The organism is Aminobacter anthyllidis, from assembly GCF_018555685.1.
In the GTDB taxonomy this organism is placed as follows: Bacteria; Pseudomonadota; Alphaproteobacteria; order Rhizobiales; family Rhizobiaceae; genus Aminobacter; species Aminobacter anthyllidis.
Genome location: NZ_JAFLWW010000010.1, coordinates 204,905 through 219,213 on the forward strand (window position 1 = coordinate 204,905; position 14,309 = coordinate 219,213).

Sequence of the window (14,309 nt, forward strand, 5' to 3'; positions counted from 1 at the left end):
GTAAAGTTTGTATCCATAAATTGGATGCAGTTCTGCCCAAGGGATGCGCAGATTGCCTTCGAAATTGCCACCTGACGTTACGGAAGCGACAGGCTCGATGTCGCGCTGTACCGGCCCTTATGGATGGTGCTCCGATCACTTTTTTCCCCAGAAGGGCGCTCCGATTTTCCAATCCGTTTTCTAACATATTGTTTTTACTAAATATTTATTGGGCGCGCGCAACCGCCTGGCGTGTACACTCATCACGCAACATTTATGTATCCACTGGAGGAAAAATCGGATACAAAAGTGGCGGGAGCGCCTTTGCGAAAAGGCAGAGTTAATTCAGCATATGGGAGCGACAATCATGCATGCTTTCTTCTCGGCCTTTTCCGCGCTGTCGCGCAGCCGGCGCCAGTTTCTGGCGACTGTCGGGGGTGCGGCCCTTGCCGTAGCGGTCGGTTTCGGCGGCTCGGCAGCATTTGCCGCGGACCGCGAGCACACGATCATCGTGGGCCTCGGCGGCCAGATCAACACGCTCGATCCGCTGCGCGCCGACTACAACCAGACCAACACCATCATCAGCGCCGTCTACGATACGCTGGTGACCTATGACGAGACCAAGCTCGTCGGCTCGCTCGCCACCGAATACGCCTATTCCGACGACGCCAAGTCGATCACGTTTACGCTGCGTCCCGATGTGAAGTTCCATGACGGCACGGCGGTGACCGCCAAGGACGTTGCCTACACGCTCGACCGCCTGAAGCGGATCGGCACCGGCGTTGCCTCGCTGATCGACAGCTACGACTCGACCACGGTCACCGACGACACCCACCTGACCATCAACCTGTCCAAGCCGAACACGCTGTTTTTGCCGTCGCTGAGCAAGGTCTACATCCTGAATTCCGCGCTGGTCGAAGCCAACAAGGGCGCCGATGACGGCCAGGGCTGGCTGCAGGGCCATGACGCCGGCTCTGGCGCCTATGTGCTGGGCGACCAGTCGCAGGCCGTGGTCATCGACCTGTTCCCCGGCTACTGGGCCGCCGAAGCGGGCCGTCCCGAATCCATCGTCTTCCGCCGCATCGACGAAAGCTCGACGCGCCGCGACGAACTCCGCGCCGGCAATATCGACGTCGCCTTCGGCTTCGCCGACCGTGACGCCGCCGCCATGGCCACCGACCCGGCGCTGAAGGTCGTGCCGATCAACACCAGCTACCAGACCGAGGTTTTGTTCAACACCAAGGTTGGCCCGACCGCCGATCCCAAGGTGCGCAAGGCGTTGCGCATGGTCTATGACTATGCTGGCGGCTTGCGTGGCATCCGCGGCGGCAACGGCAAGATCGCCAATGGCCCACTGCCGGCCCGCCTCGACTGCCGTCCCGAACTGCCGGAGGTGAAGCGCGATCTCGAAGCTGCCAAGGCGATGCTCGCCGAAGCGGGTGCCGCCAATCTGAAGCTCAAGATGAACTTCCAGCCGGTGTTCGAGCTGCAAAAGCAGGAAGCGACGCTGTTCCAGTCCAACCTGCGCGAGATCGGCGTCGAGCTCGAGCTCGAGCCCATCGCCTTCCCGAACTACCTCGCCAGCCTGAAGGATCCGAACTCGATCCCGCAGATGATGCTGCTCGAAGACTTCGCCCAGTTCCCGGAAGCCGGCATCATGCTGGTCAAGGGCTACAAGTCGGACGCCGTCGGCACCAACAGGACCGGCTATGCCAATCCTGAGGTCGACAAGCTGCTCGACACAGCCCTTGCCACCGCCGACGACGCCAAGCGTTGCGACATCTACAAGCAGGTCCAGACCATTCTCGACAATGACTCCGTCATGGTCGACATGTATGGTGTCTACAAGCCAGCCGCCTACCGTGTCGGCACGCTTGCAGACCTCAAGGCCAGCATGCTCGCCACGCCCGCCGAGCCGGCGGACTTCCGGCTCGCAAAGCCGTAAGCGAGGTCTGAGATGCTCGCGTTCCGCGCCTATTCCTGGTTCCTGTCCCGACGCCTGGGCCTGACACTTTTGACCCTTTGGGGACTGGCCTCGCTGGTCTTCCTGATGATCAAGCTGATGCCCGGCGACGAGGCCCAGATGGCCGCTGGCGCGGACGCTTCCGCCGCACAGATCGAGGCGGTGCGTGAAAGGCTGGGGCTCGATGCCCCGGTCATAATGCAATATTTAGGCTTTCTGGGCCGCCTCCTGCGCGGCGACCTGGGCACCTCGATCGTCACCCTCCAGCCTGTCCTGGCCGACCTCGAAAAGGTCCTGCCAAGCACGCTCGAACTCGTCGTCATCGCCATGCTGCTCAATCTGGCAGTCGCCATCCCGGCCGGCATCGTTGCCGCCTATCGCCAGGGCGGCGTCTTCGACACGACCAGCCGCATCACCGCCGTCATGCTCGGCGGCATGCCTGCCTTCTGGCTGGCGCTGGTGCTGCAATATGTCCTCGGCAGTGTCTGGCGCGTGGTGCCGATCTCGGGCCAGCAGGGCTATGGCATGAACTCGCCCGTCGTCACTGGCGCGCCGACGCTCGATGCGCTGATAGCCGGCAATTTTGCAGGCTTCTTCGACACGCTGCATCACATCGTCTTGCCGGCAGCGGTGCTTGCGGCACTGTTCGCCACCCAGATCTTCCGCACGCTGCGGGCTGCCTTGCTCGGCGTGCTGCGCTCGGACTTCATCATGGCCGTGCGCGCCAAGGGCGCGACCGCCCGCCACATGCTGGTGCGCCACGCCTTGCCGAACAGCCTCAATCCGGTGCTGACGCTTTCGGGCGCCCAGGCCGGCGCCATGATCGGCTCCGCCGTGCTGGTCGAAACCGTCTTCGCCCGCCAGGGCATCGGCGCCTACATGTTCAATGCCGTCGCCCAGAAGGACGCCTTCGCGGTGCTGGGATCGGTGATGTTCATCGGCACCGTCGTCTGCCTCGTCAACCTGATCGTCGACATCCTCCAGCTTCTGGTCGACCCGCGCATCCGCGCCGCACAACTGGGGAGCCAAGGCCAATGACCGCCCCTGCCATCGCCCAGCCGGCAACTGCCCGCCGCAAGGAAGGCTTCAGCACCTTCGAGATCTTCGTCTTCACGCTTGTCATCGCCCTTCTGACGATCGCCGTCTTCGGGCCTTTCCTTGCGCCCGACAGCATCTACAACTCCGACATCGCCAATTCGCTGATGCCGCCGAGCGCAACGAACTGGTTCGGTACCGACGACCAGGGCCGCGACGTGTTCTGGCGCCTCATCGTCGGCGCCCAGACGACGCTGCTCTCGGCCTTCCTGGTGGTGACGCTTTATTCGCTGATCGGCGTCACCCTCGCCACGGTGGCCGCTGCCGGTCCGCGCTGGCTCGACGAGGGGCTGATGCGCATCACCGACATTGGCCTGGCACTGCCTGGCATGATCGTGGCGCTCGGCTTCGCTGCCGCCATGGGCGCCAGCCTGCGCTCGGCGATCATCGCCATGGCCATCACTGGCTGGCCGATCACCGCCCGGATGCTGCGCGGTATCATGCGCCAGACCATGGAACAGCCTTTCGTTGCCGGCGCGCAGGTGCTGGGCGTGTCGAAATGGCGGCTGATGACCAAGCATGTGCTGCCCAATTCGCTTGACGTCTTGATCGTCAAATGGGCCGGCGACATCGGCACAACGGTTCTGGTGCTGGCGAGCCTGTCCTTCATCGGCGTCGGCGCACAGCCGCCGAGTGCTGAATGGGGCGCCACCATCGCTGCCGCCCGCGGCTACGTCTCGACCGCCTGGTGGACCGTCGTCGCTCCTGGGGCCGCCGTTGCCATCACCTCGATCGCCTTCGGCCTGCTCGGCGACATCATTCAGGTCCGCCGCGACCCGTCCTTGAGGGGCAACTGAGATGAGGATCGTGCACCCCATGCCCGACGAATCCACTGCTACCCCCGTCCGCGCTCCTCTCGTTACCGTCGATAGGCTGACAGTCGACATGCCGCTCGGCCGCAGCGGCTCGAGCGTCCGCATCGTCGATGGCGTCGATTTCACCATCGGCGTCGGCGAGCGTGTGGCGCTTGTCGGCGAGTCCGGCTCGGGCAAGTCGCTGACGGCACGTGCGCTGATGCGGCTCGACCGCCTGGCCAAACTGTCCGGCCGGGTCGACTTCGACGGCATCGACCTGCTCAAGCTCTCCGACCGCGACATGGGCAAGCTGCGCGGCAGCTCCATCGCCATGGTCTTCCAGGACCCGATGAGCTTCCTCGATCCGCTGATGACCATCGGCGACCAGGTCGCCGAGACGCTGCGCATCCGCGGCATCGGCAAGGCCGAAGCGCGCAAGCGGGCGCTTGCCGTGCTCGACGAACTCGGCGTCGACCGTGCCGCTGAACGCCTCGATGCCTATCCGCATGAGTTCTCCGGCGGTATGCGCCAGCGCGTCGTACTCGCCATGGCGCTGGTCGGCGAACCGCGCCTGCTGATCGCAGACGAACCGACGACCGCGCTCGACGTGCGCGTCCAGGACCAGGTGCTCGACCTGCTCGATGACGTCTCGACGCGGCGCGGGCTGGCGGTGCTGTTCATCACCCACGACCTTGGCGTGGTCGCCGGCTTCGCCGAGCGCGTCATGGTCATGTATTCGGGCCGCATCGTCGAGGACGGAGACGTCGCCAGCGTCTTTGCCAAGCCGAACCATCCCTATACGCAAGGACTGATCAAGGCGGTGCCGCGCATCGACCAGGATCTCAACACGCTCTACGCCATCCCCGGCGCGCCGCCACCGCCCTTGGCGCGGCCGAGCGGCTGCCCGTTCCACCCGCGCTGCGACCAGCGTTTCGATCGGTGCGGCAAGGACCTGCCCGCGCTGCTACCGGTCGGTCTGTCGCGCGTCGCCTGCCACTTGCTCGACGGGAAGGGTGCCTGATCATGCTCATGTCCATCGACAGCATCAGCAAGTCGTACAACGCCTTCCCGAACCCGCCGGCCAAGGTGCTGCACGACGTGACGCTCAATGTCGACACCGGCGAGGCGATCGGCCTTGTCGGCGAATCCGGCTCCGGCAAGTCGACGATCGCCAAATGCATGCTCGCGCTGATCAAGCCGGAAGAGGGCGCGATCACCTATGACGGCATCGACGTCATCCACGCCAAGGGCGAGGACCTCAGGCGCTTCCGCCGCGAAGTGCAGATGGTGTTCCAGGATCCCTATGGCAGCCTCAACCCGCGCATGACGGTGGAAGAGCTGATTGGCGAGGGCATCCTGATCCACAAGCTCGAGCCGACTGCCGCTGCACGCCGCGCCCGCGTTGCCGAGATGATGGAGATGGTCGGCCTCAACCCCAACGACATGGATCGCTACACGCGCTCCTTCTCCGGCGGCCAGCGCCAGCGCATCGCCATTGCCCGTGCGCTCGTCATCCGCCCGCGCATCCTGGTCTGCGACGAGCCGGTGGCGGCACTCGACGTCTCGGTGCAGGCGCAGGTCATCAACCTGCTGCAGGACATGCAGAAGAAGCTCAACCTCGCTATCGTCTTCGTCGCGCACGACCTCGCCGTTGTCCGCCATCTCTGCGAAAAGATCGTCGTGCTGCACAAGGGCAAGGTCGTCGAGCAGGGAACCCGCGAGCAGATCTTCGACAAGCCGCAGATGCCCTACACCCAGTCGCTGCTGGCGGCGGTGCCGGTGCCCGATCCCGTTGTCGGCCGCGCCCGCCGCGCGGCGCGCCGCCTCGAAACCGCAAACTGACATCACTAAGGAGACTGCCGATGCGTATCGGTGTCGATGGCCGCAAGATCCCCGAAGCCGCCAAGCGCGGCCCGGTGGCCAGCTTCGATCATGCCAAGGAACTGGGCATGGAAGGCCTGTTCTTCCGCACCGTGCTCGACATGAGCCCGACGCTCGATGCTGGCTATCTCGGCGAAATCAAGCAGCGCGCCGACGAGCTCGGCATGTATCTCGAAACCGGCCTCGGCAAGGTCAATCCCTATGCCACGCCTGAGGCGCCCGAACTGCGCCTAATCGGCGACGGCGACATCGTGCTCGGATTCCGCCGCATGATGGAAGCGTGCGCCGCCATCGACTGCCGGGAACTGTGGGTGGCGACCGCCAACTACAAGCCGGCCTATACCGGCCGCTTCGCCTATGACCGCTTCCGCACCGACGTGACATGGCAAGAGCAGCTCGACGCGACCGCGCGCTTCCTCAAGAAGCTCGCGCCGATCGCCCGAGACCTCGGCATCCACATGAATCTCGAGACGCACGAGGAGATCACCTCCTTCGAGCTGGTGCGGCTGGTCGAGGAAGTTGGCCCTGATACGACAGGCATCGTCTTCGATACGGCGAACGTCTTGCAGCGCGCCGAGCACCCGGTCTGGGCGGCGAAGCGCGTGGCGCCCTATGTGCGCCAGTCCCACATCAAGGACGCGCTGATCGCCTATGACGGCGAGGTGCTCGATTTCCAGATGCGCCCCTGCGGCGGCGGCGTCGTCGATTTCCGCGCCATCATGCCGATCCTGGCCAAGGCCAATCCCGACCTCAACCTGTCGATCGAGAACTACGAATCCTTCTCCGACCGGCCGCGCAACCCGCCCAAGATGATCATCGAGATCGCCGACCCGAAATGGCTCGAAGGCCACCCCGACCTCGGCGTCGAGGAATATGCCGACTACATGAAGATGGTGCAGGACTACGCCGCCCGCATCGCCAGCGGCGAGGTCATGGACCGCGAGAGCTTCGCTGCCTGGGCGGCGAAGAACTACCACTATGACGAGACGGTCGCCTACATCAAGCAAAGCGCAGCCCATGTCAGGGGCATCTGCGAAGAGCTCGGCCTGCCGCTGAAAAAGGCGGCGTAAGCCGGCTCATCAAGTGCGAACAACAAACCCGCGGAAGGCAGCTTCCGCGGGTTTTTGTTTGCCGTCGGCATCCGCACCAACTTCCCCTCTCCGGCCTTCGGGCCACCTCTCCCCAAAGGGGCGAGGAAATCCGCTGCCGCTATGGCGGCGCTCATCCGGTTGGCTTCCTCGCCCCTTTGGGGAGAGGTGCCGAGCGAAGCGAGGCGGAGAGGGGGCCTTTGTGAAAGCCAGGAACCTAACAAAAAGGGCCGCGCACTGGGCGCGGCCTTTCTCGTCTTCAGCAGGTGCGAACCCCTACCACTCGAGCACGATCTTGCCGGCTTCGCCGTTGGCGGCGTTATGGAAGGCGGCCTGGTAGTCGTCGGCCTTCATGCGGCTGGTGATGACCTTGCGGATGTCGAGCCCGCTTTCCAGCATCGCCAGCATCTTGTGCCAGGTTTCGAACATCTCGCGGCCATAGATGCCCTTCAGCGTGATCATCTTGAACACGACCTTGGCGAGATCGATCGGGAAGGGCTTGGCCGGCACGCCGAGCAGTGCGATGCGGCCGCCCATCAGCGTGTGGTCGAGCAACTGCTCGAAGGCGGCGGGCGAGCCGCTCATCTCGAAACCGACGTCGAAGCCTTCGCGCATGCCGAGCCGCGCCATGGCGTCGCGCAGGTCTTCTTCGGCGACGTTGACGGGGGTGACGTCGGCCACCTGTGTGGCGAGTTCGAGGCGCTTCGGATTGACGTCGGTGATGACGACATGGCGCGCGCCGCAATGGCGAGCGACTGCCGCACCCATGATGCCGATCGGGCCGGCGCCGGTGATCAGCACGTCCTCGCCGGCGACGTCGAAGGACAGCGCGGTGTGCACGGCGTTGCCGAGCGGGTCGAGGATGGCGCCAAGTTCGTCGTCGATCGAATCGGGCAGCGGCACCACGTTGAAGGCGGGGATGCGGACATATTCGGCGAAGGCGCCGGGCAGGTTGACGCCGATTCCTTGAGTCTCCGGATCGAGATGGTAGCGGCCGGCACGGCTGGCGCGGCTGCGCATGCCGATGACATGGCCTTCGCCCGAAACGCGCTGGCCGACCTTGAAGCCGCGCACATGCGAGCCGAGCTCGACGATCTCGCCGGCATATTCGTGGCCGGTGATCATCGGCACCGGCACGGTCTTGGCCGCCCATTCGTCCCACTTGTAGATGTGGATGTCGGTGCCGCAGATGCCGGTCTTGTTGACCTTGATCAGCACGTCGTCGGGGCCGACCTCAGGTACGGGCCGGTCTTCCATCCAGATGCCGGGTTCAGCCTTGGCCTTGACCAGTGCGCGCATGGGAAAACTCCTGAAAATCAAATGATGCCGAGCGACTTGCCGGCGTCGGCAAAGGCGTCGATGGCAAAGGTGATATCGGCATCGTCGAGTGCGGCCGACATCTGGGTGCGGATGCGCGCCTTGCCCTGCGGCACGACGGGATAGAAGAAGCCGGCGACATAGACGCCGCGCTCGTCGAGCGCCTTGGCCATGCGCTGCGCCAGTACCGCATCGCCCAGCATGACCGGGATGATCGGCGTCTCGCCCGGCAGCAGCGTGAAGCCGGCCTGGGTCAGGCCGTCGCGGAAACGCGTGGTGTGGCGGCCGAGCTTGGCGCGCAAATCGTCGGCAGCGCGGGCAATCTCGATCGCCTTCAGCGAGCCGGCGGCAACGGCGGGTGCCAGGGAGTTGGAGAACAGGTAGGGGCGCGCGCGCTGGCGCAACAGGTCGATGATCGGTTGCGATGCGGCGATGAAGCCGCCCATGGCGCCGCCCAGTGTCTTGCCCAGCGTGCCGGTGACGATGTCGACGCGATCGCCAGCACCCGTCAGAGCGGGTGTGCCACGGCCCTGCTCCCCGATATGGCCTGTGGCATGGCAGTCGTCGACGGCGACGATCGCACCGTAACGCTCGGCGAGATCGCAGATCTCCTTGAGCTTGGCGATGTGTCCGTCCATCGAGAACACGCCGTCGGTGACGACAAGCTTGAAGCGGGCGCCGTCGGCGGCGGCCTGCTTGAGCTGCGCTTCGAGGTCATTCATGTCGCCCTGCGCATAGCGGAAGCGCTTGGCCTTGGAGAGCCGCACGCCGTCGATGATCGAGGCGTGGTTGAGGCTGTCGGAGATGATGGCGTCCTCGGCACCGAGCAGCGGCTCGAACAGCGCGCCATTGGCGTCGAAGCAGGCGGCAAACAGGATGGCGTCGTCCTTGCCGAGATAGTCGGCAACGGCATGCTCCAACTCGCGGTGCAGGGTCTGGGTGCCGCAGATGAAGCGCACCGAGGCCATGCCGAAACCAAACTCGTCGAGCGCCGCCGCTGCCGCCTTGCGGATATCGGCATTGTCGGCGAGGCCGAGATAGTTGTTGGCGCAGAGATTGACCATCTGGCGTTCGCCGCCCGGACCCTTCACCTTGATGCGGCCCGACTGCGGGCCGGTGATCTCGCGCTCGCGCTTGTAGAGACCGTCGGCCTCGATGCCCTGGAGAACGTTCGAGATGTGGGAAAGGAAATCCTGGTTCATCGGTCTCTCCATCCGTTAAGATGGAAATTCCGATATAATGGATACGATGCCAAGTCTAGTGGAATCCCGTTGGGCCAGCAGGCCAGACGCAAATGCCTCGCAGGACGGCCAAGCCAGTGCTATCAGTGTGCCGCTTTTGGGGGAGGCGACATGGAAGTGAACGACGCGCCGAAGATCGGCCCGGTGATCCAGAAGGAACGCAAGGAGCGCCATCTGACGCTCGACCGGCTTGCGGCGATCTCGGGCGTCTCGCGCTCGATGCTGTCACAGATCGAGCGCGGCGAGGCCAACCCGACATTCGCGGTTCTGTGGTCGCTGACCCAGGCGCTCGGCATCGATTTTTCCCAGCTCATCGCCGGCGGCATCACCCACCAGCGCAAGGCCGAGGCCATCGAACTGGTGACGCTGGCGCTGACGCCGGAGATCAAGAGCCCCGACGGCGCCTGGCGGCTGCGCATCCTGAGTTCGCCGGCTCTCGCCGGCCGCATCGAATGGTACGAGGTCGAGATCGCGCCCGGCTGCAAGTTGCAGAGCGCACCGCATGCGCCCGGCACCTTCGAGCACCTGACTGCCCATAGCGACGGTCTTCTGGTGGAAACCGAACAAGGGCGCCAGGCGCTGAAGACAGGCGAGACCGCGCGCTATCGCGCCGATGTCGGCCACGAAATCGCCAATTCGGGTGAAAACCTGGCCAAGGCGCTGATGGTGGTTCTCTACGACCAGGATAACTAATCCCATCGGCCATGGATGGCGCAGGCTTTCTGCTCTTGACGGGGCAGTCGGCCTGCCGCTTCCTCCCAAGCCAAGCGGCAACGTTTCTCGGCGCGCCGCGACCGCGATCAGGGAGTGCGTCATGTCGGGCAAGTGGGATTTCTGGGTCGACCGTGGCGGCACCTTCACCGACGTCATCGGCCGCGACCCTGACGGTGGCCTCCACCCGCGCAAGCTCCTGTCGGAGAATCCCGAGGCCTACAGCGATGCCGCGATCCAGGGCATCCGCGACCTGCTCGGCCTGGCACCCGGTGTAGCGATTCCCGCCGGCAGCATCGGCGACATCAGAATGGGCACCACCGTCGCCACCAATGCGCTTTTGGAGCGCAAGGGCGACCGCGTCCTCCTTGTTATCACCAAGGGCTTCCGGGATTCCCTGCGCATCGCCTACCAGGCACGACCCGACATCTTCGCCAAGGAAATCATCCTGCCCGAGCAGCTCTATGAGCATGTCCTAGAGGTCGACGAGCGGGTGCGGGTCGATGGCACCGTCGAGCGCCTGCTCGACATAGCAGAGATCAAGCCGCAACTGTTGCAGGCCAGGGCCGACGGCATCGATGCGGTGGCCATCGTCTTCATGCATGCCTGGAAATTCCCCGAGCACGAACGCGCCGTCGCCGCCGTCTGCCGCAATTGCGGGTTCAGCCAGGTCTCCGTCAGCCACGAGGTCTCGCCGCTGATCAAGCTCGTTGGGCGTGGCGATACCACTGTCGTCGACGCGTATCTCTCGCCGATCTTGTCGCGCTATATGAGCCAGGTGGCGGGGGAGCTGGGTGCAACGCCAATCTCCCCCCTTGTGGGGGAGATGTTGGCGGAGCCGACAGAGGGGGGCGCTGTCCCGCAGGCCTCTCCTCAGGATGGCGGCGAAAGTCAGCTCTCCACGTTGCCCCCCTCTGCCCTGCCGGGCATCTCCCCCACGAGGGGGGAGATTGGCCAATCGGACGGGCCCCGCCTCATGTTCATGATGTCCTCCGGCGGCCTCACCGCCGCCGACCTGTTCCAGGGCAAGGACGCGCTTTTGTCCGGTCCCGCCGGCGGCGTCGTTGGCATGGTCGAGACGGCAAAACTCGCCGGTTTCGACAAGGTCATTGGCTTCGACATGGGCGGTACCTCGACCGACGTCGCCCATTATGACGGCGAATATGAGCGCAGCTTCGACACCGAGGTCGCGGGTGTTCGTGTCCGCGCGCCGATGATGCGCATCCACACCGTTGCCGCCGGCGGCGGATCGGTGCTGCATTTCGAGGCCGGCCGCTTCCGTGCCGGCCCCGATTCCGCCGGCGCCAATCCCGGTCCCGCCTGCTACCGCCGCGGCGGCCCGCTCGCCGTCACCGACGCCAATGTCATGCTCGGCAAGCTCCAGCCCGATTTCTTCCCGGCAATCTTCGGGCCCGGCCAGGATCAGACGCTCGACGCCGACGTCGTGCGCGAGAAATTCGCGGCACTTGCAGGCGAAATCGGCGACGGAAGAACGCCTGAAGCAGTCGCCGAAGGCTTCGTCACCATCGCCGTCGAGAACATGGCCAACGCCATCAAGAAGATCTCTGTCCAGCGCGGCTACGATGTCACCGAATATCTGCTCAACTGCTTCGGCGGCGCCGGTGGCCAGCATGCCTGCCTGGTGGCCGACGCGCTCGGCATGGAGGCGGTTCTGATCCATCCCTTCTCCGGCTTGCTGTCGGCCTATGGCATCGGGTTGGCGTCAGTTTTTGCCTCACGCCAGCAGGCGCTGCTCAAGCCGCTTGTCGAAGCTTCGTTGCAGGAGATCGATGGCCTGGTTGCCGAACTTCGGATCCAGGTGCTGGCCGAACTCGCAGGCCAGGCGATCGACGAAGCCGAAATTATCGTCCGGCCGATCCTGCACATCCGCTACGACGGAACCGACACCGCTTTGCCTGTCGGTTTCGAGCATGGTTCGATCGTGGACGCGAAAGCCGCTTTCGAGGCGGCGCACAAGGCACAATTCGGCTTCATATATAAAGACAAGCCAATCGTGGTCGAAGCGGTGGTGCTCGAAGGCCGCGACGGCAGCGCCCGCGGGCTTTCCGAAGGCGAGGCCGATCTGGATGACGAGCCGGCGATTTCTTCGCAGGCGAGACAGGTCTTCACCGAAGGCGCCTGGCACGATGCCGGCATCTTCCGCCGCGCCGACATGAAGCCTGGGCACAAGGTTGCAGGTCCCGCTCTTATCATAGAGAGCCACCAGACAATTGTGGTCGAACCGGGCTGGCTGGCCGAGATCACCGCCCGCGACCACGTGCTGATGCGGCGTATGGAGAAGAAGCAGCGCCGCGCCGCCATCGGCACCGCCGCCGACCCGGTCATGCTCGAGGTGTTCAACAATTTGTTCATGTCGATCGCCGAGCAGATGGGCGTGACGCTGCAGAACACCGCCTATTCGGTCAACATCAAGGAGCGCCTCGATTTCTCCTGCGCCGTCTTCGACAGCACCGGCGCACTCGTCGCCAATGCCCCGCACATGCCGGTGCATCTCGGCTCGATGGACCGCTCGGTCGAGACCATCATCCGGCTCAACGAAGGCGACATCCATCCCGGCGACGTCTTTGCGCTCAACGCTCCTTATAATGGCGGCACGCACCTGCCCGACATAACAGTCGTCACGCCGGTGTTCGATGACGCAGCTAAAGACATCCTGTTTTACGTCGCCGCGCGCGGCCACCACGCCGATGTTGGCGGCACCGCTCCCGGCTCGATGACGCCGCTGGCGACGACTGTCGACGAGGAAGGCGTTTTGTTCGACAATTTCCGCCTCGTCGAGCGCGGCAGCTTCCGCGAAAAGGAGCTCCACCGGCTGTTGACCGACCATCCCTATCCGGCGCGCAACCCGCAGCAGAACATCGCCGACCTCAAGGCCCAGATCGCCGCCAATGAAAAGGGCGTGGCGGAACTGAGGAAGATGATCGGGCATTTCGGGCTCGATGTCGTCGAGGCCTATATGGGCCACGTCCAGGACAATGCCGCCGAAAGCGTGCGCCGCGTGCTCGAACGCCTGCCGGACCATTCCGAATATGAATATCCGACCGACACCGGCCAGGTGATCAAGGTGAAGATCACGGTCGATCGCGACAGGCGCGAGGCAACTGTCGATTTCACCGGAACGTCCCCTGTGATGAAAAACAACTTCAATGCGCCGGAGCCTGTGGCGCGCGCCGCCGTGCTTTATGCCTTCCGTGTCATGGTCGAAGACAACATCCCGATGAATGCCGGCTGCCTCAGGCCGATCAATATCATCATCCCGGAGGGGTCGATGCTGAAGCCGACCTATCCTGCGGCTGTCGTCGCCGGCAATGTCGAGACCTCGCAGCACGTCACCAACGCCATCTTCGGCGCCATGGGGGCGCTCGCCAACGCGCAAGGCACGATGAACAACCTCACCTTCGGCAACGCCACCTATCAATATTATGAGACCATCTGCTCGGGTTCATCAGCAGGTCGCATGAACGATGGCAGGGGTTTTGCCGGCACATCTGGTGTCCACACCCATATGACCAATTCGCGTCTCACCGACCCAGAGATTCTCGAACTGCGCTTCCCCGTTCTGCTCGAGGACTTTCACATTCGCGAGGGTTCGGGCGGCAAGGGCCGTTGGCCCGGCGGCGACGGCACCAAGCGCATGATTCGATTCCTCGAGAAGATGGAGTGCTCGATCCTGTCCTCGCACCGCGCGCGTCCGCCACTTGGACTGGATGGCGGCGGCGAAGGTCAGAAGGGCGCGACCAAGATCCGCCGCAACGATGGCACTGTCGATGTGCTCAGGGCCTGCGACCAGACGGTGCTCGAAGCGGGCGAGGCTGTGGTGGTGATCACGCCGACGCCTGGCGGATTCGGCGCCGAATGAACCTTCGGCGGCTTCTTTTCCGGGTTCCGTCGCTGTGAATCGGCCCTGAATCGCTTTTCTGGCGGGCGGGACAGAGATTTTCTCGCTCCGGCTAAGCTTTTTGGGTCTTCGGATTCGGGGTTCGCCGGCGCGTTTCGCGCCTTGGGATGAATCAAGTCATTGATTTCGCGCAGGGATTGCGGGCGGTCTTGGGCTGTGAGCGATGCGGCGGAGGTTTGTGGTTTGGGTTACGCAGGGTTTTGTTGGCTTCCGAGCTTTCTGTCTTAAAAAATTCGCAAAAGCTGGAAAATTGCGTTGACAGTCTGGAGGGGCGGCGACTATATACGCCTCAACAACGAGGGCGGCGCGCCGCTGGCGGCC

At 64.2% G+C, this 14,309-nt stretch carries 10 protein-coding genes; 8 read left to right on the forward strand and 2 right to left on the reverse strand.

Annotated elements, in window-relative coordinates; all coding sequences use genetic code 11:
* The first annotated feature begins 346 nt into the window (after positions 1–346).
* The 6 genes from J1C56_RS27185 to J1C56_RS27210 are packed head-to-tail and all read left to right on the forward strand — an operon-like array spanning position 347 to position 6,782.
* Positions 347–1,924 carry an ABC transporter substrate-binding protein gene (locus tag J1C56_RS27185; RefSeq protein WP_214393119.1) on the forward strand — a complete coding sequence of 526 codons (1,578 nt, stop codon included), beginning with the start codon at positions 347–349 and terminating at the stop codon, positions 1,922–1,924.
* 12 nt (positions 1,925–1,936) lie between these two features.
* The gene (locus J1C56_RS27190; protein WP_214393120.1) at positions 1,937–2,980 is read left to right on the forward strand and encodes an ABC transporter permease; all 1,044 of its coding nucleotides are present in this window, start codon (positions 1,937–1,939) and stop codon (positions 2,978–2,980) included.
* Positions 2,977–3,834: an ABC transporter permease gene (locus J1C56_RS27195; RefSeq protein ID WP_214393121.1), complete on the forward strand. Its 858-nt coding sequence runs from the start codon at positions 2,977–2,979 to the stop codon at positions 3,832–3,834. Before J1C56_RS27190 ends, J1C56_RS27195 begins: the two co-directional genes overlap by 4 nt.
* 19 nt (positions 3,835–3,853) lie before the next feature.
* On the forward strand, positions 3,854–4,852 hold the full coding sequence (locus J1C56_RS27200; RefSeq protein ID WP_214393122.1) for an ABC transporter ATP-binding protein: 999 nt from the start codon (positions 3,854–3,856) through the stop codon (positions 4,850–4,852).
* Positions 4,853–4,854: 2 nt separating this feature from the next.
* Complete coding sequence (locus J1C56_RS27205) at positions 4,855–5,673, forward strand: ATP-binding cassette domain-containing protein (RefSeq protein ID WP_214393123.1); 819 nt, start codon at positions 4,855–4,857, stop codon at positions 5,671–5,673.
* Between the two features lie 20 nt (positions 5,674–5,693).
* Positions 5,694–6,782 (forward strand): sugar phosphate isomerase/epimerase family protein, encoded by a 1,089-nt coding sequence (locus tag J1C56_RS27210; RefSeq protein WP_214393124.1) that lies wholly within the window; start codon positions 5,694–5,696, stop codon positions 6,780–6,782.
* A gap of 294 nt (positions 6,783–7,076) precedes the next feature.
* Here J1C56_RS27210 and tdh read toward each other — a convergent pair whose 3' ends face one another.
* Both tdh and J1C56_RS27220 read right to left on the reverse strand, forming a co-directional pair.
* Positions 7,077–8,099 (reverse strand): L-threonine 3-dehydrogenase, encoded by a 1,023-nt coding sequence (gene tdh / locus J1C56_RS27215; protein ID WP_214393125.1) that lies wholly within the window; start codon positions 8,097–8,099, stop codon positions 7,077–7,079.
* 17 nt (positions 8,100–8,116) lie between these two features.
* Positions 8,117–9,319 (reverse strand): glycine C-acetyltransferase, encoded by a 1,203-nt coding sequence (locus tag J1C56_RS27220; RefSeq protein WP_214393126.1) that lies wholly within the window; start codon positions 9,317–9,319, stop codon positions 8,117–8,119.
* Between the two features lie 150 nt (positions 9,320–9,469).
* On the opposite strand from J1C56_RS27220, the gene J1C56_RS27225 reads away from it, so the two are divergent.
* Together J1C56_RS27225 and J1C56_RS27230 are read left to right on the forward strand one after the other, a co-directional pair.
* Positions 9,470–10,051, forward strand: a complete 582-nt coding sequence (locus J1C56_RS27225) for a helix-turn-helix domain-containing protein (RefSeq protein WP_214393127.1) — start codon at positions 9,470–9,472, stop codon at positions 10,049–10,051.
* Between the two features lie 121 nt (positions 10,052–10,172).
* Positions 10,173–13,949, forward strand: a complete 3,777-nt coding sequence (locus tag J1C56_RS27230) for a hydantoinase B/oxoprolinase family protein (RefSeq protein ID WP_214393128.1) — start codon at positions 10,173–10,175, stop codon at positions 13,947–13,949.
* The last annotated feature ends 360 nt before the right edge of the window (positions 13,950–14,309 follow it).

Bases quoted from the DNA above. Each gene is read 5' to 3' on its own strand.
- J1C56_RS27185 (WP_214393119.1), top strand. From the start codon at position 347: ATGCATGCTTTCTTCTCGGCCTTTTCCGCGCTGTCGCGCAGCCGGCGC.
- J1C56_RS27190 (WP_214393120.1), top strand. From the start codon at position 1,937: ATGCTCGCGTTCCGCGCCTATTCCTGGTTCCTGTCCCGACGCCTGGGC.
- J1C56_RS27195 (WP_214393121.1), top strand. From the start codon at position 2,977: ATGACCGCCCCTGCCATCGCCCAGCCGGCAACTGCCCGCCGCAAGGAA.
- J1C56_RS27200 (WP_214393122.1), top strand. From the start codon at position 3,854: ATGCCCGACGAATCCACTGCTACCCCCGTCCGCGCTCCTCTCGTTACC.
- J1C56_RS27205 (WP_214393123.1), top strand. From the start codon at position 4,855: ATGCTCATGTCCATCGACAGCATCAGCAAGTCGTACAACGCCTTCCCG.
- J1C56_RS27210 (WP_214393124.1), top strand. From the start codon at position 5,694: ATGCGTATCGGTGTCGATGGCCGCAAGATCCCCGAAGCCGCCAAGCGC.
- tdh (WP_214393125.1), bottom strand. From the start codon at position 8,099: ATGCGCGCACTGGTCAAGGCCAAGGCTGAACCCGGCATCTGGATGGAA.
- J1C56_RS27220 (WP_214393126.1), bottom strand. From the start codon at position 9,319: ATGAACCAGGATTTCCTTTCCCACATCTCGAACGTTCTCCAGGGCATC.
- J1C56_RS27225 (WP_214393127.1), top strand. From the start codon at position 9,470: ATGGAAGTGAACGACGCGCCGAAGATCGGCCCGGTGATCCAGAAGGAA.
- J1C56_RS27230 (WP_214393128.1), top strand. From the start codon at position 10,173: ATGTCGGGCAAGTGGGATTTCTGGGTCGACCGTGGCGGCACCTTCACC.